The organism is Paenibacillus sp. FSL P2-0089 (assembly GCF_038595095.1).
Taxonomy (GTDB): domain Bacteria; phylum Bacillota; class Bacilli; order Paenibacillales; family Paenibacillaceae; genus Paenibacillus_AQ; species Paenibacillus_AQ silagei.
In genome coordinates this window covers 5,801,674-5,823,807 of record NZ_CP152006.1, presented here as the reverse complement: position 1 = coordinate 5,823,807, position 22,134 = coordinate 5,801,674, and the positions used below count along the sequence as shown (strand labels likewise).

Here is a 22,134-nt window from a genome sequence, read left to right as displayed (position 1 = left end):
GACGCTCCGCAAACGGACCGTTGTTCCAATCGCTGTTGTGTCCAGATTTTATGTATTCCCCTTAGCGGTGAAAATCCGGACACAAAGGCGACCGCTATCGCTTTTACACAATCGTTCCGTCCGCTCCACTGTTTAAGCGGGGTGCAAAATACATAACAATCCAAAAGAGCTCAAAAACCATCCATTCCAAAGGAGCGATCTTAATACGCTCAATTTAGAACGGACCAATTGACTCTAAATTTACTGAATGCGGCCCAAATGAGCGAATGAGGTACATAAGTGCTCCTGAATTCACCAATAGTGAGTAAAATGAGCAAATGAGGGGCAATAGTGCCCCAGAATGTGCCGGAAGTCAGCGTCGAGCGGAAATGAGGGGCATTAGTGCCCCAGAATGTGCCGGAAGTCGGCGTCGAGCGGAAATGAGGGGCACAAGTGCCCCAGAATGTGCCGGAAGTGGGCGTCGAGCGGAAATGAGGGGCATTAATGCCCCTAGTGTATAAGTACACTTGAATTCTCTTGAATTCAGAGGATGCCCCCAGGAGTGGGCGGATGGAGAAGGGAGAGTAGCTGTGCAAGCTGCACGGACCCGCATAGGTTCTGCTCATTCATCCGCTAGAGTAATTGGTTCTTAAGAGGATGAAGACTCAATGTGTCTACATCCGCTCCGGCTTAGGCAGACCGAGTACGTCGAGCGCTTCGCCCAGCGTATCGGTGAAGCTCCGGGTCAGCCACAGGCGGAAGGTGATGCTGGCTTCCCCGCCTTTGAGAATTGGACAAGCGGAGTAGAAGTTACTGAACAACGACGCCAGGGAATAGGCATAGTTACAGATCGTATTCGGCGTAAGCTCCCGGCTTGCTGTATAGAGTGTGTCTTGCCACAAGCTGAGCTGTCTCAGCAGGGCAAGCTCAGCCGCTTCGAGCTGCGCCGGGAACAGCGGTACCCCGCCAACGCCAGACTCGCCCACACCGTACTCGCCAACGCCAGACTCGCCAACGCCAGACTCGCCCACACCGTACTCGCCAACGCCAGACTCGCCAACGCCAGACTCGTCAACGACGGACCCGTCAACGTCAGAATCGCTAGCGCCGAACTCGCCCACATCAGACTCGCCAACTTCAGAATCGCTAGCACCGAACTCGCCCACACCGAACTCGCCCACACCGGACTCGCTAGCGCCGGACTCGCTAACACCGTTCCCGCCACCTGCCGCAGCGGCCTTACTAAGCACGCGCTGCGCCCGGGCATAGGCGTACATCAGGTAGACGCCGGTGTTGCCGGAGATTTCCATTGCCTGCTTGAAGTCGAACACAATCTCGGTGCCCAGATTGAAGCGCAGCAGGTAGTAACGGATGGCAGCGGTGGCGATGAGCCGGCTGGACAGGCCGTTTTTGTCCGAACGGGTGGATTCAATCATGTCTTCCATGAGCCGGACCAGCTCGGTTACCTTAATGCCGACTCCCTGGCGACCGGACATGGCGTAGGAGCTTTTGCCGCTGGAGGTATCAATGCCGAGCCCGGCCGCAGAAGCGGGACTCAGCGAGACCACCCCATAGCTGACATGATGCAGCGCGTCTGCCTGCGCACCGAATCCCAATGCCTTGAGCGCCTGCTTGACCATCTGCTGCGGATATTCCTGCCGGTAATCGATGACGTTCACGACCTGGTCCGCCCGTCCAAAAGGCAGAGCCTGTCCGCTCAAGCCGGTCGTCCACAGTCCGCTCTGAAATTCGCTGTAGCTAAAGTCCTTCTCCAGCAGTCCGAACTTCCACAGATGATAGGCGATGTCCTTGGCGGTATAGGTCAAAATTCCGTTCGAGCGAACCAGCACCTTATCCTTCTGATGCTCCTCCAGCGTGTCTGGTGTAGCGTCTTCAGTGGATTGCTTCAGAATCCAGCAGCCTGCCAGCTTGCCTTCCGTCTCCTGCACGAAGATCTCCGTCTGCGACAGAAGCTCGAATGCCGAGGCCCAGAAGCCCTCCTTCAGAATGTTGCTCTCCCACACCAGCAGATCGTAGTCAATGCCGAACCCCCGCATCTCCTCCACATGCTCTTTCACGATCTGCCCGGCGACGAGGTTGCCAATCCAGGCAGTGTTGCCGTGGCCTTCCTCCAGCGCATGAAGAATCTCAGTTCGCTTCTGTACCATCTCCGGCTGCTGCGCATACGTTTTGTTAATCTCGGCATAGATGTCCCAGCAGTAGTCTCCGAACCGGACATGGGCTCCCGCCAGCGGAACATTCAGCAGACCGGCTACGGTATCTGCCAGCTGATTGCCGAGATCATCCACATAGTTGTGCACCTCAACGGTATGGCCGGTCGCCCGCAGTACCCTCACCAGCGCGTCCCCGATACATGAGTTTCTCAGGTGTCCAATGTGCATACTTTTATTCGGATTGACGGAGGTATGCTCTACAATCACTTTCGACCCTCCTGCATGCTGAGGCAGCGTGAAACTCCCCTTCGACCGTGCCCAGGCCTGCCAATCCAGATACATATTAATAAACCCCGGACCGGCCACTTCGGTTCTCAGCACCAGTCCGTGAACAGAGCTCGAAGCTTCAAGCTCGGCGACGATCAGCCCGGCGATAGCCAGTGGAGCTTTGCGCAGGGGGCGGGCGAGCTGCATGGCGATATTGCTGGAATAATCCCCGTGGTCGGCACTCGCCGGCTGCTCCAGGGCAACATTTACTTCAGCGATGGCTGGCACGCCCAGGGTTAGCGCGATTTTGTGAACAGACTGCTTCAGGCTTTCTTGGATTAGCTCACTTAGCATTGGCATGAATAACAACCTCCTGAATAAAATAACGACAAAAAAAGCCTTCATCTCCTAAGAGACGAGGCTTGTGCGCTCGCGGTACCACTCTCGTTGCTGAGCCTTACGGTTCAGCCACCTTACAGGTTAACGGTCCTCGGCCGGGGCTTCCTACTCTAAGGTTCAGAAGTCCATCTCACGGGTGCGCTTCATGGTTCTAATCTGTACCGGCTTCCACTTTCCCGGCTCGCTGGGGACTAGATATAAGACCATTACTCTCCCGGTCATCGATTCAATATGGGTTTGTATCAGTATAGCGAATTTCCGAAAGAAAGCAAGAGCAGATTACCGTGCAGCAGGAGTCCTCCGGTTAAGAATTACTCGTCATTGGGCGCTCCTGTCAGGTTCTTGATGTCTGTTGAACCATAAATCAGCAGCACTATTACAATGACCAGCAGGAGTCCACCGGCAAATCCCTCTCCGTCAAAACTGTCCATAGCCCCGTCCCTCACTTTCACTTGCGTATGTGTTCAGGTGTTTTCGGCTTTCTTTTTCAAAGCGGCCATGATCTCGTTCAGCGTAAGGCTGCTGTTGTTATCGAGGAAGCTGACCAGCTTATCGACATTGTCATTGCTCAAATCACTTAAGGTTTTATATTTGCCCACCAGACTGACGAACATGGATGCGTCCGTGTACATCTGGATGGAGTCTACTTTCAGCTTGCCGGTCAATAGAAGTGCAGCTACGGCGAATTCAAGCCCCTTAGGTGTCTGGGTTTTGGAGCTGGACGGTGTTTTTTTGGCGGCGGGCTTCTTTCCTTTTCCTGGAGGGGGCATGGGAGTCCCTTCTTCCGTTCGGCGTTCGTATGGAGAAAGCGCGGCCCATGGGCGGTCTTTCCTTATTCAAGAATATGCGTGCCTGCGGTCATTGGTGAATAGGCTCAGGCCTGTGTCCACACCGTTACAGGAAAGTCCGAATATGAATATATCGTACTTTGACACTAGAACTTCAAGGGAGGACGAGACAGGATGGCGATTTTGTCAACAGGACCGATAGAGAACAATGCCGTTTCGGGAGTCAGACCTACGCAGACGGTGACGGTAAGAATAGTGAAGCGGAGTGCCCCGGGCAGTGCTACTATTAGTATTCAAGGGTATGTGCTGGGCACCACCAGAACGCTGTATGTCAGTGAGGTGATTGAGGTTGCTCCGAATCAAGTGGTAACCCGGGATTATTTTGCCGATCTGAATGCCTATGAATTTGTGTTCATCACTGGAGAAGTAGACGAAGATGAGCTCGGAATATCCGTGTGGGGCAAGACATCAACCGGCCAGCTGGTGAATGCACACCGTGTAGTGACGCATGAGAAATTAAGCTCAGACGTATAGAGGGTTAGGGTATTATTCTGGACTTGCCAGTTGTAAAATGAAACAGGGACCTTTCAGAGCTACTCGCTCAGAAGGTCCCTGTTTATATTGCGAATAGAGCAGAACGGGCTACAACAGGTTGTTCAACTCAGATCGAGAGGATTTCACGTATATCATGCTCGCTCAAGCTCGACAACGCCTCCTGCCCCGGCTGGATCACCTCGTCAATCAGGTTTTTCTTTTTCTGCTGCAGCTCGTACATTTTATCCTCCACCGTACCCTGGGCTACCAGGCGGATGACCTGTACGATCTTTTTCTGCCCGATCCGGTGGGCGCGGTCGGCGGCCTGCTGTTCGACCGCAGGGTTCCACCACAGGTCATAGAGAATGACCGTATCGGCGCCGGTCAGGTTGAGGCCGGTGCCGCCCGCCTTCAGCGAGATCAGGAACAGGTCGCGCTCGCCTTCATTGAAGCGGCTGCACAGCTCAACCCGCTGAGAGGCCGGGGTCTGTCCGTCGAGATAGAAATGCGTAATCCCCAGCAGCGCCAGTTCACGACTGATCATGCCGAGCATTTGCGTGAACTGCGAGAAGATCAGCATCCGTTTGCCGGAGCTCCGGCATTCGTCGATAATCTCCAGTAGCTGCTCGAATTTGCCGGAGCCTCCGGTATATCCGTCCACGAACAGGGCGGGATGGCAGCACAGCTGGCGCAGCCGGGTCAGTCCGGCCAGCACCTTGAGCCGGCCGTTCCCGAAGCTGTCGCTGTCCAGATGCTTAAGCGCTTCTTTGCGCAATCTGGCCAGGTAGGCGACATAGAGCCGTTTCTGCTCCGGCAGCAGCTCGGAGGCCTGGAGGGACTCGATTTTGTCCGGCAGTTCCTTCAGCACATCGCTCTTCAGGCGGCGCAGCAGGAAGGGGCGGGCGCGCCTGGCGACCGTCTCCCGGGGAAGATCATGGAACGCCTTCTTTCCGGGGAACAGTCCAGGGAAAACGACACTGAAGATCGACCACAGGTCCTCCAGCGCATTCTCCACCGGCGTACCGGTCAGCGCAAAGCGGTAGCGGGCCTGAAGCAATCTGACCGCCTGCGAAGTCTGAGTCTCGTGATTCTTGATCATCTGCGCTTCATCCAGAATGAGCGTATGGAACGACTGCTTGGCATACTCATCCACATCTCTGCGCAGCAGCGGGTACGAGGTGATGATGACATCATGCCCGGCCGTGTTCCGCAGGGCCCGGCTGCGTTCACCGGCGGTGCCGTCGGCAATGACCGCCTGAAGCTCCGGGGCAAAGCGCTTCAGCTCGTTAAGCCAGTTATAGAGCAGGGAGGCCGGCGCCACAATAAGCGCGGGCACGCCGCTCTGCCGGATGTCTTCCCGCATCGAGAGCAGGAAGGTGATGCTCTGCAGTGTTTTGCCAAGGCCCATATCGTCCGCCAGAATCCCGCCGAAGCGGTAATGGGCCAGCGTCCTCATCCACTGGAAGCCGTACTGCTGGTAATCCCGCAGCACGGGAGCCAGACTCTCCGGCACTGGGAAGTCCAGATTCTCGGGACTCGCCATATTAGCAAGCAGCCGCCGGAAGGAGCGTCCGGTCTCGATAGTCTGCCCCTGGAAGGTGCCTGCATGGAGATGGAGGGCACGGACCAGCGGCAAGGAGAACTCCGTACTCCGGATATCCACGCTGCGGACGCCGAGCTCGTTCATCAGCGCGATAATCTCCTGGAACTCAGCGGTATCCAGCGGGAGCAGAGCTCCGTCCTTGAGCCGGTGATATTTACGTTTTTCCTGGAGAGATTTCAGGACCGCGGTAATGTCATTCTCCGTGATGCCCTCCATGGCGAACTTGAAGTCCAGCCAGTCGGTCTTCTCGTTCCAGCTCAGGCTGACCTTGGGCGCTGCATGCTCCGTAAGCACCCGCTCCTTGACCGCAGTGGTCGCATAGACCTGAAGCAGCGGTTCCAAGAGCGGGATGGTATGGTGCAGGAAGTCGAATTCCCCGTCCTCGTCACGCATGATATACCCGCTCTCCGTCCGCGAGAAGGACTCATGGGCCATCAGGTCCAGAATCCGCCGCTCCGCTTCCCCGTCCCGCATCAGAATGACCTCGCTGCTCCGCTCATGCGCCTTCTCCTCCAGCGGATTGATGACAATTCCGCCGTATTGGAATTCCAGCCCGGCCAGCAGCCGGTCCCTTACCCGGTCCAGGTAGAGTCTGGCGTGTAGCCGGGTCTGGACGATCCGGTCCGCGATGGCGTCGGCAATGCTTACTCTGCCCAGCTTCTTCAGGCCGGGTATGACCCTGTCCATGAAGGGCTCCATCTGCTCAGGCGCAATCGCCAGGCTATCCCGCCGGCTGCTGCTGAGCATCCGCTTCAGCTCGGAGAGACGCCCGCATTCCTGCGCCGGGAGCTTCAGCAGCCTGCCTTCGGTCAAGACCAGCCCGTAGCTCTCCAGAACCGTAAGCTGCTCAAGCCCCCGGACATCCAGCCGGTAGCCTTCCTCCTGTGCCTGGTCGAACTGGAAGCTGAGCGGCAGCAGCTCCTCCGAGACCGACAAGCGGTCAAGTTGAAGCTGTCCATGCTGAAGGCGTACGGCAGGCGCGGCTTCTAGCAGGGGGTACAGACTCTTCCAGAAAAAAGGGGCCACCGGCAGCAGCCGGTCATTTCCCGGATGGCTGGAGCCGGCAGCATACGGATTGTTGAGGCTGTTGTAGACCTTCTCATTCTGCATGATCTCAATCAGCTTCAGCAGGACCTCATTATCTTCCTTGGAGAAGCTGTGCAGGGCGGGGTCATAGCTGAAGTGCGCTGTGAACTCAAAAGGCTCGCCCCGGCGAACCTGCTCCAGAAAAGGTCTGATCTTCTGCGCGATATAGAGGCGCTTGGGGCCCAGCTTCACTTCGATTCCAAGCATCGTGCTGCTGTAGCCGATGTTGAAGGGCCGGCAGATGAACTCGACCTGGAGCGGAGTCCGCAGGTCGATATACGTGCCGGCACCGCTTGGCAGCTGCCGCCCTCCGGTGAATATTCCGAGCATGCTGCTCACCAGCTGCCGGTCTGCGCTTCGCTCCTTGTGCTCTGCCCCGGAGAGGGGGGAGCTGCCTTGCACGAGCGGCAGACTGCCGTCCCTTACGGGATAAGTCTCCTCTGCATCTGCCAGCATATCTGCAGCCTGTTCAGCTCCGGCCGCCCGGCTGCGGTAGAGGACCGCCACCAGCGCCGCCGCAATATGCTTGCAGAAGGGGCCGCCGTGATAGTAAGCCGGGCAGGTGCATTCCCCCTGCACATCCCCGTCACTGTCGATAATCAGCGCGATCTCATGGCTCTCCAGCCCATGGACCTCAGCGCGGTATTTGGAATATTCCTCTTCCTCGTTATGCTCCGTATAGACAAGATCCACCTTATGGGCATGATAATAAGCCGCTCCCTGGTCAAAAGCGGCATTGCCGCACAGCAGCTTGATTACCCGTTCCGGCACCTGATAACCCACGTATACTCACTTCCTTTTATTGCTTCTATCTAAGCCACCCCCACGGGGGATATCGTACTTAAAGATTATCCATTCCCGCCGATCCCGTGCAGAATGAAGCTTATCGTCTGTTCAATCTCTGCCTCATCATTCCAGTCCTGCTCCGGCATCAGCACCAGCCGGGTCAGCAGGTATCCGGCAATCGCGGAGATGGTAAAGCGGATAATCGCAGGAGTGGGCGCATCAATCACTTCACCTTCCGCCTTGAAGTGCTCGGTAATTGCAGTGACACGCGCCAGAACCTGCTCGAAGATATTCTCGGTCAGCTGCTCCTTCAGCGCAGGCTGGAAGGGGATCTCCTGAATGAGAATTTTGACGATCTTCAGATTCCTGCGGACGAACTCCAGCCGATTCACCATGAAGGCCTTAAGGAAGGCTTCGTAGCTCTCGAACGGCACATCCAGCACACCGCTGAAGTTGCGCAGTACGAATGGGGCGATCATCCGGCTCATGGTGGGCACAACGATGGCGAGCAGCAGATCTTTTTTGGTCCGGTAATAACGGAAGATCGTGCCTTCGGCCACGCCGGCCTTCTGGGCAATCTCACTGGTGGCGGCCGCCGAGAATCCCTTCTCCGCAAAAACATCAATTGCCGCCCGCAGAATGGACAGCTGCTTGGGCGTGACCTGCTCCTTCTCGCTGAGGTCCAGCAGCTCCTGGACCCACTGGTCTTGCTCCAGCTGCCCCTGATCGGCAGCAGGGTTATTCTCCATCAATAGAACCTCCAGACTCTTGCAGTTCCTCCTAGTGTACCATAGCCCGTTCACCCTTTACATTCTGCGGTGCTTGCGCAGAGCCAGTACATTCAGCAGCATGAACAGCAGGGAGAATCCGATCAGCATGAACACATCCCCGGCGATATCACTCCAGCCTCTGCCGCGTACCATGATATCCATCAGTGCCTCTGAGCCGTAGTAGATGGGGGTGGCGAGTCCAATGCGCTGGAGCCAGAGCGGAAGGGTATCCAGCGGAAATAATCCGCTCAGGAAGATCTGCGGCACAATGACCAGGGGAATGAACTGGATCATCTGCAGCTCATTGGCGGCGAATGCCGAGAGCAGGGTGCCGAGCGTCAGCGCCGACATCGACAGCAGCAGCGTCATCAGCAGCACGTAGCCGAAGCTGCCCGTCATCATAATCCCCAGCACCTGGATGGAGAACCAGGAGATGAGCAGGGCCTGGAAGACGGTGAAGATGCCGAAGCCGCACACATATCCGGTGACGATCTCCCAGCGCTTCAGCGGGGTGGAGAGCAGACGCTCCAGTGTGCCCGTGGTCCGTTCGCGCAGGAAGGAGACACCGGCAATCAGGAAGACAAAGAAGAACACGAACACCCCGATCATAATCGGGCCGAAGCGGTCAATCGTCTTCATATCCTCCGCGCCGTAGAGATAGCTGATCTGCGGCTGGAGCTGCCCGCCGCCCGGAGCTTGCGGCCGGAGGCTCTGCGCAGCTTCCTGCAATGCCATGATCACAGCGCGGTTAGCCGCCGGATTGCTGCCTTCAAGGACAACAGCGGGAGCGTCTCCCTTCATTGTAAGGAGAGCATCGATGGCTCCAGCCCTCAAGGCAGCCTGACCGGTAGATTCATCGGCATAGCTGGTAACCTCAGCTTGCTGGGCTTCCAGCGCTGAACTGAACACTGCCGCACCCCCCGAGACGCCGATCCTAGGCTCATAAGCATCGCTGCCGAACACCAGGCTCATCAGGCTAAGCACCAGCAGGGGAGCGATGAACATGAGCGCCATGGTTCTCCGGTCATGGATGAACTGCTGCAGAATTCTCAGGGTAATCGCCCGGATTCTCATCGGCGTACACCTCCATAGCAGAGGAAGGCTTCCTCGATGCTGGCGGTGCCGGTGGCCTGAAGCAGTCCGGCCGGGGTATCAGCCGCCAGCAGCACGCCGTCCCGGATCATCGCCAGCCGGTCACATTTCTCCGCCTCATCCATCACATGTGTGGTCAGCACAATCGTCGTTCCCTTGCGGTTCAGCGCCTTCAGCTCCTTCCAGATGGACTGGCGCAGCACCGGATCGATGCCGACCGTCGGTTCATCCAGCAGCAGCAGCGGCGGCTCATGGAGCAGGGCAATCGCCAAGGACAGCCGGCGCTTCATGCCGCCGGAATATTGGTCCACCCGCTTCCGCAGATGCTCCTGCAAATTCACCAGCTCCATCACATCCCCGATCCGCCGTGTACGGTTGCCGCCCTTCAAGCCATACAGAGCAGCGAAGAACTCCAGATTCTCCTTGGCGCTAAGCTCCGTATACAAGGCATCCGACTGGGCCATATATCCGATCTGCTGGAGCATGGCAAGCTTCGGCATCCGCACCCCCAGCACGGTGACCTCACCGGAGGTTACCTCGTCTATGCCCGTAAGCAGCTTGACCAGCGTGGTTTTGCCGGAGCCGGATGGCCCCAGAATCCCGAAGGTCTCTGCCTGATTCACCTGAAGCGTAATATCCTTCAACACTGTTTTATCGCCAAAAGCCCGATTCACATGAGTAACCGCAATGACAGGCTTCCCCTCATCCATACCAATCTCCTCCATTCGCCATAATAATGAGTGAGCGCTCACTCATTATACTAATGATTCCCTGCTCAAAAGTAAATAAAATTGTAAGGATTATCCGTTACTCCTGCTCTTGATCCGGGTAATAAAAGGGACATCCTATGGTTACCGGCATCCTGAAACCCAATTCACTAAAGGCGGTGGAATTATGGCAGGACATAAGCTGCTCCTTCCTCTGGCAGCTCTGCTGGCTGCGGCTGGACTTAGCGGCTGCGGCGATGCGGACAAGTCCGGCAGTGGCGGACGGTTTCATACCTTGGCAGACGAGAAGACGGAGGCAAGGCAATATTTGCCGGAGGATCTGCCGATTCCCGAAGGGGCAGGCATTACTTTTACCCAAGGTGAACAGTCAGAGGGGAAGAAATCCTCCATGCTGGTCTATCAGACGAAGGAGAGTATGGCCGCTCTTGGAACTACATATCAGAAGTATGTAAGAGAGAAGGAGCTGGAACTCGGGACAGAGATTGTCGACAGCCATAACCTGCTGATTAACGGCAAAGTGAACGGCTCTTATTCGTATTCTATTATTGGCAGTCCCTCGGAATCAGAGCGCGGCGGGAACGAGATTATCGTGACGTGGATTGTGAATTAACACAGGATTTACAATAGGCCGGTCCGGGAGGGTTCCCGGGCGGGTCTTGTTTGGTTTGGGCGTGTAATTATTTTTACAGTTAATATTTCCATAACATTCCTGCGCAACAGAATTGACACTCGTAGACGAAAATAACATTAGCAGTTACCTATAGGAAAAGGGTGAATCTAATTGAAGAATAGTAAATGGATCGGCGCGGCTCTGGCTTCTGCACTTCTCGTAACAGGGGGAGCTGTTAGTGTTCTGGCCACAAGCAGCCAAGTAAGTGCCGCAGCTGTGAACACAGCAGCCGTAGAGGGCAGCATGTCCTGGAGCATCAACGGTACGCCGGTTACACTCAGCACAATTAACAGCGGCGGATACAAGCTCTATTCATTGAGCCAGGTAGCCGCAGAGCTGGGAGCAGGACTTGTGCACGGCAGCAGCGGAATCCAGCTGAATGACAGCAAAGGTCTACATAGTGTACAGCTCCAGCCTGGCGTGAAAAGCTATCAGGTGGATGGCGAAGCCCTGGAATTCACAGTGGCCCCGGTTGTACGTAACGGCAAAACGTATGTGGAGCTGACGAAGCTGGTTACGGCGCTTGGCGGTGAGCTTGCGGCCGATGCCCACACGATTCTGAGCTTTGCCCGGCCCGCCGGTTCATTTGATACCCTTCACTGGAGCGCTGACGGCAGCCTGATTGCGAATAGAAGCGACGCTGAGTCCACACTGCTCTATAAATTCACCCAGACTCCAGGCAACTATGATCTGTTCTCTTCCAGCGAAGGCGCGGTGGATTTCGCAGTCTCCGCCGACCAGCAGTGGGGCGCATTCAGCGATGAGACCGGCCAGCTGAAGCTGATCAACCTGTCCACCGGCTTAATCAGTCCGCTCGGCAAGGACACCAGCGTGAAGACAGATATCGTGTGGTCCAGTGACGGCAAGACGCTCTATTTCGTCCAGGGCGACAAGCAGGAGAAGCTGGCACAGATTTCAGTAGAGACCGGAGAGATCAAGGCTCTGCTTGAAGATAAAGTGGAGAACAAATCGGAGCTTCGCATATCGGCAGACGGCAAAAGTGCAGTATACATCGTCAACATCACCGGTACCGCGAAGAATGATGCCGACAGCACAGAAGATTCACTTACCGTAGACTTCAGCAAGGCTGGAGAACAGCTCTATAAGCTGGATCTTACGACCAAAGGTGCTAAGCCGGCAGCCTTGACTACTACGTCTGACAACAAGCTGTATCCTGAGATTCTGGCTGGCGGCAGCGTGAGCTACCTGAGTGCGGATGCAGACGGCAATGCCGCTAACACGCTGAAGCTGATCACAGCAGACGGTAAAAGCACAGATGTCACCCTCGGTGCAGAGGTGAACTGGTCCACAGGCGTTAGCACGGGCCTCGTTGTCTCCGGGACTACAGCGGACGGCAGCACGGTAATTTACTCTATTGCAGGCAGTGCAGCTCCGGTTGAACTGTACCGGACAACTGAAGATGTATCGGAAGTGGCGGTATCGGCAGACGGCAGCAAGCTGGCTATTATAAGCGACGGCAAGGTACTGGTCATTCAGAACGGCAAAGCGCTGCAATTGTCAGTCTCACCGGAAGCTGCTAATTAATTACAACATTTAATCGGCGCACACCGCCGGGAGGAGAATTCAAACATGAAGATGTTCAAAAAATTCACAGTTACAGCACTTACCGCGGTGATCGCGGTTACCGCATCCTTTGCAGGGGCAGCCGCAGCAGCGGACAGCCTCAAGGGTAAAATCACCGTTAACGGTTCTACGGCCCTGCTTCCGCTGACGCTGCAGGCCGCTAAGGAATTCCAGAAGCTTCACCCTAAAGTGAAGATCGCCGCTTCCGGCAAGGGCTCCGTGACTGGACCGCAGGCCGTGAAGAAGGGGATTGCCGATATCGGAGCCTGCGACTGGGATGCCAGCATTGATGTTCCGGGCTTCAAGGCCTTTGACGGACAGGTGGCGAATAAGGTCGCTGTGATTCCTTTTGCAACCATCGTTAATAAGAATGTCGGAGTAGACAACCTGACTACAGAGCAGCTCAAAGGCATCTACGCCGGTAAAATCACCAACTGGAAAGAGGTCGGCGGATCGGATGCGAATATCGTAGTGATCACTCGTGCCTTTGGCTCCGGTACGCGCGTTAACTATCAGGCCAAAGCGCTGGGCGGCGGAGACATCGTGAAGAAAGAGAAGAACTACAAGGAAACCGGCTCCAGCGGCGACATGAAAACAGCTGTAGGTACAACGCCTAACGCTATCGGTTACATCGACCTTGTCTATGTAACGGGCGGCGATATCAAGGCTGTGAAGTTCAACGGTGTGGAAGCTAACACGGATAACGTAATCAACGGCTCGTACAAGATCTGGGCTTACGGCTACTACATGACGAAGGGCCAGCCGACCGGCGCGACCAAAGAATTCATCGAATATGTACAGAGCAAGAAGTTCCAGCAGGGCTCGCTTAAGAAGCTTAAGTTCATTCCAATCTCTGCGATGCAATCCTAAGATCGCTCAAGACAAGCAAGCATAATAGATTGATAGGTAACAGCGGCCAGCTCCGGGATATACGGGGTTGGCCTCTTACAGGAGGGAAAGTATGGGGGCACCGGTTCATAGCCTGAGCGCTAAGGCACAGACAAGCCTAGAGGAAGTTAAACGTAACACCAAGCGGCACCGCAGACATCTGCTGGGCAACAGCATCTCCCGTTATTATTTCTTATTCAGCATCCTTGCGCTCTGTCTTGTGCTGGGACTAGTTATTGTATTCATCGGCAAAACGGCGCTGCTGCTCTTCACCCGCATCTCCCCGCAGGACTTCTTCTTCTCGTTCAACTGGACGCCGGAAGAGGATGCCTTCGGCGCCGCCGCCTTCATCGTAAATACATTATCGCTTACCGCGCTGACGCTGGTCATTGCCGTGCCCATCTCGGTCGGGATGGCTGTGCTCTGTGCGGAGATTGCCCCGAATTGGCTGAAGAGCTTCATCCGTCCGGTGCTTGATCTGCTGGTCGGTATTCCTTCTATTGTATACGGCTATCTGGGCTTGACCGTGCTGCTGCCCTTCCTGCGCAGAGTCAGCGGAGAAGGTCTCGGGGACGGACTGCTTGCCGCCGCACTCGTGCTGGCATTGATGGTGCTGCCGACCATCTGCCGGATCAGCGATGATGCGATTGTCTCTGTTCCGCGCAAATACCGTGATGCCGCCTATGCGCTAGGCTCAACCCGCCTGCAGGTCATTATGCGCGTCGTTCTGCCCGCGGCCAGCCGGGGCATTATCTCGGCGGTCATTCTTGGCATGACCCGCGCAGTCGGGGAGACCATGGCGGTTGTGATGGTCATCGGCAATACGCCGCAGCTGGCGAAAAGCCTGTTCGCACCCACCTCGGTGCTGACCAGTAATATCGTGATGCAGATCTCCAACGTGGAGTTCGACTCCACTTGGAACTATTCCTTGCACATGATGGCCTTCCTGCTGCTGCTGATCTCGTTTGTACTCATTCTGATTATCCGGCTCCTGGGCCGCAAACGGAGGGATGCCTGATGAACGGATTCACGCGCACACGCCATACGGCCAGAGCCCAGCGGCGTAATAAACTGGCGACCATCGGCTTCTATACGCTGGGCGTTCTGGTCATGCTGCTGATCTTCTGGCTGCTGTTCACCATTCTAAGCAAAGGTTTGCCTTCGCTCAGACCCGATTTCCTGCTCAAGCAGCCGGAGGAGATCGATCCCGGCGGCGGGATTGGTCCCGTCCTGTTCAACTCCTTCTATATCCTGTTCATCTCGCTCCTGATCTCCGTTCCGATCGGGATCGGGGCAGGGATCTATATGGCGGAGTACGCGCCGGATAATGCCTTCACGGGTGCGCTGCGCATCTGCGTGGAATCCCTGTCCTCGGTGCCGTCCATCGTGTTCGGCCTCCTGGGCCTGGCGATCTTCGCCGAGTACTTCGGTGTTGGCTTAACGATCCTCGGCGGGGGCGTCAGCCTGGCGCTGCTGAATCTGCCGATGCTGGCCCGCGTCACGGAGGAAGCAGTGCGAGCGGTCCCCGGCGAGATCCGTGAAGCCGGCTACGCCCTCGGCATGACGAAGTTCCATGTCATCCGCAAGGTCGTCGTGCCGGTAGCCCTTCCGGCCATCGTCACAGGCGTCTGCCTGGTGGCCGGCCGCGCCTTCGGGGAGTCGGCGGTCATTATCCTGACCGCCGGGCTCAGCACCTCCGGCGAGATGTGGGACTTCAACCTCTTCTCACCGGGCGAGACGCTGGCTGTGCATCTGTGGTACGTGCAGTCTGAGGCCATCGTCGAGGATGCGCGGCAAATCGCGGATAAGTCTGCCGCTGTGCTGGTCTTTGTCGTGCTGCTGATCAACTTTATGTTCCGCTTCCCGCTGTGGCTGGGCAACCGCCGCCGGGGACGCTGAGAGGGATGCGGATGCGCGGATTCACGCTATCGCTATAACCCTGTAAGAACAGGCTGCTCTGCTATGGAAGTTTCATGGCGGGCAGCCTGTTTGCTGTGAAGGGGTTGGAGCTTCTGAGTGCTCCGGGAAGCGCTGAAACTCACCTCTAAATTTCCTGTTTCCCGGCCCTGATATGGTATAATTCGACTATAAAATACGTGCAGGCTGGACTAGCCTGTGCCCATGATAAGGACAAGGAGGCAGAACGCTGTGAGTACGCAGAAGAAGAGTCGCCGTAAGCCGAACCGGAAGCAGACGACCGAGTATCCCTTGAATACACCGCTGCCAAGGCCGGAGCTGCTAGCCATTCTGCAGGCAGCCGATGAGATTATCGCCGCCGGGGGGCGTACGCTTTTGGCCGAGATCCTGAAGGGCTCGAAGGAGAAGAAGCTGCTTGAACTCGGCTTGGATCACACTCCTGCCTATGGCTTCTTCCGCGAACTGACGATGGAGCAGATCATGGAGAAGGTGGATGTCCTCATCGAAGCCGGGTACCTGAAGACCGAGCTGTCCGGGAAGCTTCCCTTGATCGAGTTCACCGTCTACGGCTGGACCGTCCGGCGGGAGCGGGCGACGGAGGAGCTGCTGCGGGAGTGGGAGAACTGGCTGGACCAAGGGATCACGCCGGTCAGTATGGAGTATCTGAAGGACCGGAACCGGGGGATGATTCTGATGTTCCTGTTCAAAATCCTGTGTTCCGGTGACCGGAAATACATCCCTTTTTTACAGCAATGGCAGCCCATAGAGTTCAGGAAGGTACAGGCTGAGATCAGGCAGGTAATAGCAGACCTGAATGAGCGCGAACGGCTGGTGGAGATGGAGTGGCATGAGCTGCTGCGGGAACGTGCGCAATCACTGATTGTACGTTCGCGCGATCCAGTGCTGCTGCAGTGTGCGGAATGCGGCTATCCGTATGTATTCGATCACCTTGATTTTAGCTGCTACCGGGCAGATGGCATTTACTTTCCGGAGAAGTGTCCCGATTGCCGGCATCAGGAGGAGTCCTTGCATGAATAGGCTTGAACTGCGAACGAAGGTACGCCATGTGGTCAATGAAATCGTTTCGGAGAAGGGTTTCGTAAGTCCCCTGGATGTATTCTTGAGGATCGGGAAAATCACTCCTAAGCTCGTAGAAGAGTGGCGCTTCGGAAGAGTGCCATATTTGGAACGTGTGCTTCAGGGCAATCTGTCTCAATTCAGCTTTATCATGTCGCTGCTTCGCGAGAACGCGCGGGAGCTTCATTTGAAGCCGTCTTACACCGCCTATATGAGGTGGGGCAAAGGCCCGAAGCGACCGCTCCGCTTTTCGAAGTCCGGAGATCCCAATGTTGAGAAACATTACGCTACTCATTATGTGCCGGCTAAGCAGGAGGTACCTCGAAATCCATCGTTGACTAGTGGGAGTATGCAGCCGAAGGATGAGTAAGCAACATAATAAGAGGGGGACCTGCTAATGTTCAATACCGAACAAGTAAAAAGCTTTATTCTCCATCCGGAGCCGGCTGTGAGCAATACTGCTTTGAGGTATTTTGCCGACAGTTTCTTGTATGAGCACGATACTACGCTGATGCCGCTTGTGTTACAAAAGCTGAAGCAATGCAAGGATACCGAAGAGGTTCACCTGTTTCATGCCTATAAGTTCCCGCAGACCGAGGAAACGATCCGTGAGCTGCTGGCTTGGTACCAATCTCCTTCCACCCACTATAATACAAGATTTCTGGTGCTGGGAATTTTGAGGAATTGTGATCTTCGGCTATTGGACCCGTTCATGGAGTCTGTCCAGGAAATTCCGGAATGGAAAATTAAGGTTGATCAGAAGATTCGCCTCTCAAAGATGACAGACCAGGAGCTGTTGGACGAATTCAGCTTATTTCTGGAGCAGAGTTCAGGGAAATACTGGGATGAGTTCGATAATGTGTACGGGGATGAGCTAGTGAATGAGCTGGCGCTTAGACAATGTCTGGACGCTGATACTGTGCTGGAAAAGCTGCGCGATAACGACCCGGATTCTCCGAGCTACGAAGTCCACTATCTAATCCAACTGGCAGGTCAGATGAAGCTGGAGACGGCTATCCCTGTGCTGTGCAGTTTTTTGGGTACAGATGATGATTTGCTTCCAACCACTTCCGTTGACGCGCTGGCTCAAATAGGCACAGCCGGGGTGATCAAGACGTTAACCGAGCAATATGTCTCTGCTTCACAGGAATTCTTCCGGATATTTGCCGCCGATGTATTCGGAAGAATTAAGCTGCCGGACTCCGAGGAGGCGCTGCTCGCCTTATTGCCGGAAGAACGTGATATTACCAATGCGACTAAACTGGCTGATGACCTTTGCCAATTGGGATCAAGCCAAGGTCTTCCGCTAGTTGAGGCCATGGTGGAGGAAGGCTATGACGAGGGGTACTTGAATCTCACAGAGTCCATCTATGCTTACTGTGTAATTTCTGATACGGCTCACCCGTCACTGCTGCAGTGGAAGAAGAAGCTTGATGCGGAAGAGGCGCGGATGGCCAAGCGCAGGAAAGAAGTAGACCGGATGTCTAGAGTTAAAGCCCCTATAGGAACTTATAACAGACTTAACGGAACTGACAAAACTTATATAAGCCCGGCAAAAGTAGGCCGTAACGACCCCTGCCCCTGCGGAAGCGGGAAGAAGTTCAAGAAATGCTGTGGTGCTAACGCTTAATGGGTGGGACTAGAGCCGGTTCATGTTGAACAAATAGAACGTAGCCACCAGCAGAGCTATCCGGACTGAGGGTACGCTATTCGCCGAAAAAACCAACTTTTCTGTCTTAAACGGACTCAGAGGACGTTAAACTGTTCATTCGAGCAGAAAAAGCGGAGAAACAGGTTACTTAACGGCCTTTGAGTCCGCATGACCCTGCGGACAGGCGGAATCCGCCGGAATAAGGGATCGTCAGTCCGCAAAGTTCGTGCATGGTTCTTATTCCTCCACTACTAAAGAGTGGTGGTTTCTTTGAAGGTTCATTTCCCGCTCAAACAGCGGAGAGGACGGAACGACCCGCGGAAAAGCGATAGCGGTCGCCTTTGTCTCCGGATTTTTACCGAATAGGGAAATAAATAAAATCTGGAGACAACAGCGATTGTAACAACGTTCCGTTCGCGCAGCGTCCACCCAAGCGCCTACGTTGATCCTATTCAAAATAAAAGGGGGTTCTCATCCTCCGGACGACAAAACAGCCTTCCCGAAGGAAGGCTGTTTCTATGACGTCCCGGAAGGGATACAGCCAAAATTCGGCTGATTGCGAAGTAGTGCTAACGAAGCGTATGCTCCAACGTCCCCGGCTGGCGCCTAGGGTTCTCATCCCCCGGACGACAAAACAGCCCTCCCGAAGGAAGGCTGTTTCTATGACGTCCCGGAAGGGATTCGAACCCCCGACCGTGCGCTTAGAAGGCGCATGCTCTATCCAACTGAGCTACCGGGACATGAAGACTGACTGAAAAGCAAGCAAAAATTATGTTATCATACATAGTTAACTTTTTCAACTTGTTTTTTTGAAACCGGGCAGGGATATGCTATAATCTACAATTGATTAAGGATCAGAAGCGATTACAGTTCGGAGAAAAGGAGGTGCCCTCATGAATCAATTCAATTCCCCCGCCAAAGAGAACATCGTGCTGTTTCCCAAGACCCTGGATTACTACCAGATTCAGCTCACAGTTATGCTGGAGAATGAACGTTACGGGGAAGCGATGGAGCTGCTGCGTTTTTTGCTGCAGTGCCAGGGACAGGAAGAGCGGCACTACGAGGAATGGCGGTCGCTGCTGGAATGGCTGGCGGCGGCCTTCCCCTACGCGGCGCAGGGCGGTGACGGGGACGATGCCCCGGATGCGGAGGATATGGATCTGGGGGAAGAGGACATGGCCCGGATTCTGGCCAGATCCAAGCTGGAGGAGGATGCGGAGTACCCGGATAAGCTGCTGAAGCGGGTGATGAACGAACCGCTGTCTGAAGCGACAGTGCTTGCGCTGGAGCAGCTCTCCTACCTGGAGGGGAGCGGGGTGGATGAAGCGCTGACCGGCTGGCTGCAGCAGGCGGAGGTGCACCCCCTGCTGCAATTCCGCACGCTGCAGACGCTGCGGCGCAGAGGGGCTCAGGGGGCAATCAGGCTGAGCCGGGGCCATGAGGCTGCTGAGGTGGAGATCGAGACCGTGCCGCTGCAGAACGACGAATTCCCGCCGCAGATCAGCCAGGTGCTGGAACGGGTGGCAGAGCAGGCGGAGGTGCATGAGCCGACGCTGTATTATTTTGCCCAGGAGCTGTGGGGGCAGTTCGTCATGTCCATCTACGGGACGGCGGATTACCGCAAGCTGCTGGACGGGGAGTATTCGGAGCTGGATATTTGGGCGGGGGCCCTGCACCAGATGGTGTCGGAGAGCCTGAACGGGAACCGCAAAGAAGAGGAAACACGGGGGATGTACGGCATCACCGATAGCATGCGCTTCCAATTTGAGGGGGCCTACCGTTCGCTCAGGGGATTCGTGAAGAGTTCTCTACTTGATAAATAAAGTAATGTTGTATATAATATAGTGGTTATTCTGTGCGTGAAATGTTGGACTATTTAAGTAAACATGTAACCTATTTTTGGAGGGAAAAGTATATTATGAAAGCAACTTGGGAAAAGATAGAGAAGAACCTCGGAGTTCTTGAAGTCGAAGTAGAAGCAGACCGCGTAGCTGCAGCACTCGACAAAGCCTTTAATAAAGTGGTAAAGAAAGCAAACGTACCTGGATTCCGTAAAGGTAAAGTACCGCGGCCGATTTTTGAATCCCGTTTCGGTGTTGAAAGCCTGTATCAGGATGCTATCGACATTCTTCTTCCTGAAGCTTACGGCGAAGCCGTTGAACAGACTGACATCTTCCCTGTAGACCGTCCTGAAGTGGACATCGAGCAATTCGCCAAGGGCCAGCCGTTCATCTTCAAAGCGAAGATCACAGTTAAGCCAGAAGTGAAGCTGGGCGAGTACAAAGGTCTGGAAGTTCCAGTACAGAAGGCAGAAGTTACTGACGAAGAGCTGGATGCTGAACTGAAGCGTCTGCAAGAGCGTCACGCTGAGCTTGTTGTCATTGAAGAAGGAGCAGCAGCGAACGGCGACATCACAGTAATTGATTTTGACGGTTCAGTTGATGGCGTTCCATTCGAAGGCGGACAGGCTGAGCGTCATTCCCTGGAGCTGGGCAGCAATTCCTTCATTCCAGGATTCGAAGAGCAGGTAGTGGGCATGTCCACTGGAGACTTCAAGGATGTTGAAGTAACCTTCCCTGAGACTTACCACGCTGCTGAACTCGCAGGCAAAGCTGCTGTATTCAAAGTGAAGCTGCATGAAATCAAACGCAAACAGCTTCCTGAGCTGGATGATGAATTCGCCAAGGATGTTAGTGAATTCGACACACTGGAAGAATACAAAGCAGACCTGAAAGCACAGCTCGAATCCCGTAAGCAGGAAGAGCTGAAGAGCGTTCGTGAATCCGCGGTAGTTGACGCAGCAGCAGCTAATGCTGAAGTGGAAATTCCTGAAGCCATGATCGCCAGCGAAGTGGAGAACATGGTTCGTGACTTCGATACCCGTCTCCGCCAGCAGGGCATGAACATGGATATGTTCCTCAGCTTCTCGGGCCAGACTCGTGAAGACCTGCAGGGACAAATGAAGGGCGATGCTGAGAAGCGCGTTCGTAACAACCTTGTTCTGGAAGTTATTGCTAAGGAAGAGAAGATCGAAGTGTCGGAAGAAGAAGTTACGCAAGAGCTGGCTACTATGGCTGAAGCTTACAAGCGTACTCCTGAAGAAATCCGCAGCATTCTGGCAGCCAACGGTTCCCTGAGCAGCCTGAACGATGAGATCTCCCTGCGCAAGACCATCGAATTCCTCGTTAGCAACAGCGTGGAAGTTGAAGCTCCGGCAGCACCTGCAGAAGAAGCAGCAGAAGAAGCAAAGGCTGAGTAAGCTTCAATCCTTTACCTAGAACGGCTATCCATTAGCCTCCATAGAGATTTGATAAGGCACGTAAGTTTTTGTTACGTGCCTTATTTTTATCGGGGGCCGGGCGTTTGGTAGTACATATCATGAATCCGTCAATTGGCATTGTCCGTGGAATTGCGTTATAATGGCATGCACATGAGCAATGCGGTTTAGGGGCACAGTGAATAAATGACATCCCGCTTTGAACGTGTTAAAATATTTCTGAAACGGAAAGACTAATCTGTATAGAGAAAAGAGGTTGGTGGCATGAGTCTGGTACCAATGGTTGTGGAAACGACAAGCCGGGGAGAACGCTCATACGATATCTATTCCAGATTGCTCAAGGATCGCATCATCTTCCTGAGCAGTGCGATTGACGATGATGTCGCCAATCTGGTTATTGCGCAGTTGCTGTTCCTGGCAGCAGATGACCCCGAAAAAGACATTCACTTGTACCTCAACTCGCCCGGTGGTTCTGTCACAGCCGGCATGGGTATATATGATACGATGCAATATATCAAACCGGATGTTTCAACGATTTGCGTAGGGATGGCAGCCAGTATGGGATCATTGCTCCTGACAGCCGGAGCGCCCGGCAAGAGATATGCGCTGACCAACAGCGAGGTCATGATTCATCAGCCGCTTGGCGGCGTTCAGGGGCAGGCGTCCGACATCTGGATTCATACCGACTGGATTCTCAAGACCAAGGCGAAGCTGAATCAGATTTATGTAGAGCGCACAGGTCAGCCCCTTGACAAAATCGAACGGGATACAGACCGCGATAACTTCATGAGCGCGGAAGAAGCGAAGGAATACGGGCTCATTGACCAGGTACTCTCTTCACCGATCATATCTTAAAGGGGTGGT

At 54.9% G+C, this 22,134-nt stretch carries 18 protein-coding genes, 1 tRNA gene and 1 other annotated feature; of the genes, 12 read left to right on the top strand and 7 right to left on the bottom strand.

Annotation, left to right across the window (positions count from 1 at the left end):
* Positions 1-653: 653 nt before the first annotated feature.
* Together argS and NST69_RS24380 are read right to left on the bottom strand one after the other, a co-directional pair.
* Positions 654-2,774, bottom strand: a complete 2,121-nt coding sequence (gene argS, locus NST69_RS24385) for an arginine--tRNA ligase (RefSeq protein WP_342550218.1) — start codon at positions 2,772-2,774, stop codon at positions 654-656.
* Positions 2,775-2,828: 54 nt separating this feature from the next.
* Positions 2,829-3,050: a binding site (T-box leader), on the bottom strand.
* 233 nt (positions 3,051-3,283) lie between these two features.
* Positions 3,284-3,589 (bottom strand): hypothetical protein, encoded by a 306-nt coding sequence (locus NST69_RS24380; protein WP_339311359.1) that lies wholly within the window; start codon positions 3,587-3,589, stop codon positions 3,284-3,286.
* A 192-nt stretch (positions 3,590-3,781) separates the two neighbouring features.
* Between NST69_RS24380 and NST69_RS24375 the strand changes: the two genes are divergently transcribed.
* The gene (locus NST69_RS24375; protein ID WP_036726044.1) at positions 3,782-4,141 is read left to right on the top strand and encodes a hypothetical protein; all 360 of its coding nucleotides are present in this window, start codon (positions 3,782-3,784) and stop codon (positions 4,139-4,141) included.
* Positions 4,142-4,268: 127 nt separating this feature from the next.
* Here NST69_RS24375 and NST69_RS24370 read toward each other — a convergent pair whose 3' ends face one another.
* From NST69_RS24370 to NST69_RS24355, 4 genes are all read right to left on the bottom strand, one after another.
* Positions 4,269-7,613: an SNF2 helicase associated domain-containing protein gene (locus NST69_RS24370; protein ID WP_342547376.1), complete on the bottom strand. Its 3,345-nt coding sequence runs from the start codon at positions 7,611-7,613 to the stop codon at positions 4,269-4,271.
* 65 nt (positions 7,614-7,678) lie between these two features.
* Positions 7,679-8,365 carry a TetR/AcrR family transcriptional regulator gene (locus tag NST69_RS24365; protein ID WP_051478062.1) on the bottom strand — a complete coding sequence of 229 codons (687 nt, stop codon included), beginning with the start codon at positions 8,363-8,365 and terminating at the stop codon, positions 7,679-7,681.
* Positions 8,366-8,422: 57 nt separating this feature from the next.
* Positions 8,423-9,460 carry an ABC transporter permease gene (locus tag NST69_RS24360; protein WP_342547375.1) on the bottom strand — a complete coding sequence of 346 codons (1,038 nt, stop codon included), beginning with the start codon at positions 9,458-9,460 and terminating at the stop codon, positions 8,423-8,425.
* The gene (locus tag NST69_RS24355; RefSeq protein WP_036726041.1) at positions 9,457-10,188 is read right to left on the bottom strand and encodes an ABC transporter ATP-binding protein; all 732 of its coding nucleotides are present in this window, start codon (positions 10,186-10,188) and stop codon (positions 9,457-9,459) included. Before NST69_RS24355 ends, NST69_RS24360 begins: the two co-directional genes overlap by 4 nt.
* A 184-nt stretch (positions 10,189-10,372) precedes the next feature.
* Between NST69_RS24355 and NST69_RS24350 the strand changes: the two genes are divergently transcribed.
* From NST69_RS24350 to NST69_RS24315, 8 genes are all read left to right on the top strand, one after another.
* Positions 10,373-10,816 (top strand): hypothetical protein, encoded by a 444-nt coding sequence (locus tag NST69_RS24350; protein ID WP_339250679.1) that lies wholly within the window; start codon positions 10,373-10,375, stop codon positions 10,814-10,816.
* Positions 10,817-10,987: 171 nt separating this feature from the next.
* Positions 10,988-12,421 (top strand): stalk domain-containing protein, encoded by a 1,434-nt coding sequence (locus NST69_RS24345; protein ID WP_342547373.1) that lies wholly within the window; start codon positions 10,988-10,990, stop codon positions 12,419-12,421.
* A gap of 45 nt (positions 12,422-12,466) precedes the next feature.
* On the top strand, positions 12,467-13,330 hold the full coding sequence (locus NST69_RS24340) for a phosphate ABC transporter substrate-binding protein (protein WP_036726036.1): 864 nt from the start codon (positions 12,467-12,469) through the stop codon (positions 13,328-13,330).
* A gap of 91 nt (positions 13,331-13,421) precedes the next feature.
* The gene (pstC, locus tag NST69_RS24335) at positions 13,422-14,366 is read left to right on the top strand and encodes a phosphate ABC transporter permease subunit PstC (protein ID WP_036726035.1); all 945 of its coding nucleotides are present in this window, start codon (positions 13,422-13,424) and stop codon (positions 14,364-14,366) included.
* Complete coding sequence (gene pstA, locus NST69_RS24330; RefSeq protein WP_036726033.1) at positions 14,366-15,247, top strand: phosphate ABC transporter permease PstA; 882 nt, start codon at positions 14,366-14,368, stop codon at positions 15,245-15,247. The genes pstC and pstA overlap by 1 nt, the downstream gene beginning before the upstream one ends.
* 249 nt (positions 15,248-15,496) lie before the next feature.
* Complete coding sequence (locus NST69_RS24325; RefSeq protein ID WP_342547371.1) at positions 15,497-16,303, top strand: RQC-minor-1 family DNA-binding protein; 807 nt, start codon at positions 15,497-15,499, stop codon at positions 16,301-16,303.
* Positions 16,296-16,712, top strand: a complete 417-nt coding sequence (locus tag NST69_RS24320) for a hypothetical protein (RefSeq protein WP_342547369.1) — start codon at positions 16,296-16,298, stop codon at positions 16,710-16,712. Before NST69_RS24325 ends, NST69_RS24320 begins: the two co-directional genes overlap by 8 nt.
* Before the next feature lie 27 nt (positions 16,713-16,739).
* Positions 16,740-17,972 (top strand): SEC-C metal-binding domain-containing protein, encoded by a 1,233-nt coding sequence (locus NST69_RS24315; RefSeq protein ID WP_342547368.1) that lies wholly within the window; start codon positions 16,740-16,742, stop codon positions 17,970-17,972.
* Positions 17,973-18,659: 687 nt separating this feature from the next.
* Here NST69_RS24315 and NST69_RS24310 read toward each other — a convergent pair.
* A tRNA-Arg gene (locus tag NST69_RS24310) sits at positions 18,660-18,733 on the bottom strand.
* A 153-nt stretch (positions 18,734-18,886) separates the two neighbouring features.
* Here NST69_RS24310 and NST69_RS24305 point away from each other — a divergent pair.
* The 3 genes from NST69_RS24305 (at position 18,887) to clpP (ending at position 22,125) form a co-directional block, all read left to right on the top strand.
* A complete protein-coding gene (locus NST69_RS24305; protein ID WP_209876881.1) occupies positions 18,887-19,816 on the top strand; it encodes a hypothetical protein in 930 nt (309 codons plus the stop codon).
* 95 nt (positions 19,817-19,911) lie between these two features.
* The gene (gene tig, locus NST69_RS24300) at positions 19,912-21,252 is read left to right on the top strand and encodes a trigger factor (protein ID WP_339311345.1); all 1,341 of its coding nucleotides are present in this window, start codon (positions 19,912-19,914) and stop codon (positions 21,250-21,252) included.
* A 282-nt stretch (positions 21,253-21,534) separates the two neighbouring features.
* The gene (clpP, locus tag NST69_RS24295) at positions 21,535-22,125 is read left to right on the top strand and encodes an ATP-dependent Clp endopeptidase proteolytic subunit ClpP (protein ID WP_036726029.1); all 591 of its coding nucleotides are present in this window, start codon (positions 21,535-21,537) and stop codon (positions 22,123-22,125) included.
* The last annotated feature ends 9 nt before the right edge of the window (positions 22,126-22,134 follow it).

What these genes read in the sequence shown, in the direction of transcription:
- NST69_RS24375 (WP_036726044.1), top strand. Translation starts at nt 3,782, where the DNA reads ATGGCGATTTTGTCAACAGGACCGATAGAGAACAATGCCGTTTCGGGA.
- clpP (WP_036726029.1), top strand. Translation starts at nt 21,535, where the DNA reads ATGAGTCTGGTACCAATGGTTGTGGAAACGACAAGCCGGGGAGAACGC.
- NST69_RS24365 (WP_051478062.1), bottom strand. Translation starts at nt 8,365, where the DNA reads ATGGAGAATAACCCTGCTGCCGATCAGGGGCAGCTGGAGCAAGACCAG.
- NST69_RS24305 (WP_209876881.1), top strand. Translation starts at nt 18,887, where the DNA reads ATGAATCAATTCAATTCCCCCGCCAAAGAGAACATCGTGCTGTTTCCC.
- NST69_RS24340 (WP_036726036.1), top strand. Translation starts at nt 12,467, where the DNA reads ATGAAGATGTTCAAAAAATTCACAGTTACAGCACTTACCGCGGTGATC.
- NST69_RS24380 (WP_339311359.1), bottom strand. Translation starts at nt 3,589, where the DNA reads ATGCCCCCTCCAGGAAAAGGAAAGAAGCCCGCCGCCAAAAAAACACCG.
- pstA (WP_036726033.1), top strand. Translation starts at nt 14,366, where the DNA reads ATGAACGGATTCACGCGCACACGCCATACGGCCAGAGCCCAGCGGCGT.
- NST69_RS24350 (WP_339250679.1), top strand. Translation starts at nt 10,373, where the DNA reads ATGGCAGGACATAAGCTGCTCCTTCCTCTGGCAGCTCTGCTGGCTGCG.
- tig (WP_339311345.1), top strand. Translation starts at nt 19,912, where the DNA reads ATGAAAGCAACTTGGGAAAAGATAGAGAAGAACCTCGGAGTTCTTGAA.
- NST69_RS24355 (WP_036726041.1), bottom strand. Translation starts at nt 10,188, where the DNA reads ATGGATGAGGGGAAGCCTGTCATTGCGGTTACTCATGTGAATCGGGCT.
- NST69_RS24360 (WP_342547375.1), bottom strand. Translation starts at nt 9,460, where the DNA reads ATGAGAATCCGGGCGATTACCCTGAGAATTCTGCAGCAGTTCATCCAT.
- NST69_RS24320 (WP_342547369.1), top strand. Translation starts at nt 16,296, where the DNA reads ATGAATAGGCTTGAACTGCGAACGAAGGTACGCCATGTGGTCAATGAA.
- argS (WP_342550218.1), bottom strand. Translation starts at nt 2,774, where the DNA reads ATGCTAAGTGAGCTAATCCAAGAAAGCCTGAAGCAGTCTGTTCACAAA.
- pstC (WP_036726035.1), top strand. Translation starts at nt 13,422, where the DNA reads ATGGGGGCACCGGTTCATAGCCTGAGCGCTAAGGCACAGACAAGCCTA.
- NST69_RS24315 (WP_342547368.1), top strand. Translation starts at nt 16,740, where the DNA reads ATGTTCAATACCGAACAAGTAAAAAGCTTTATTCTCCATCCGGAGCCG.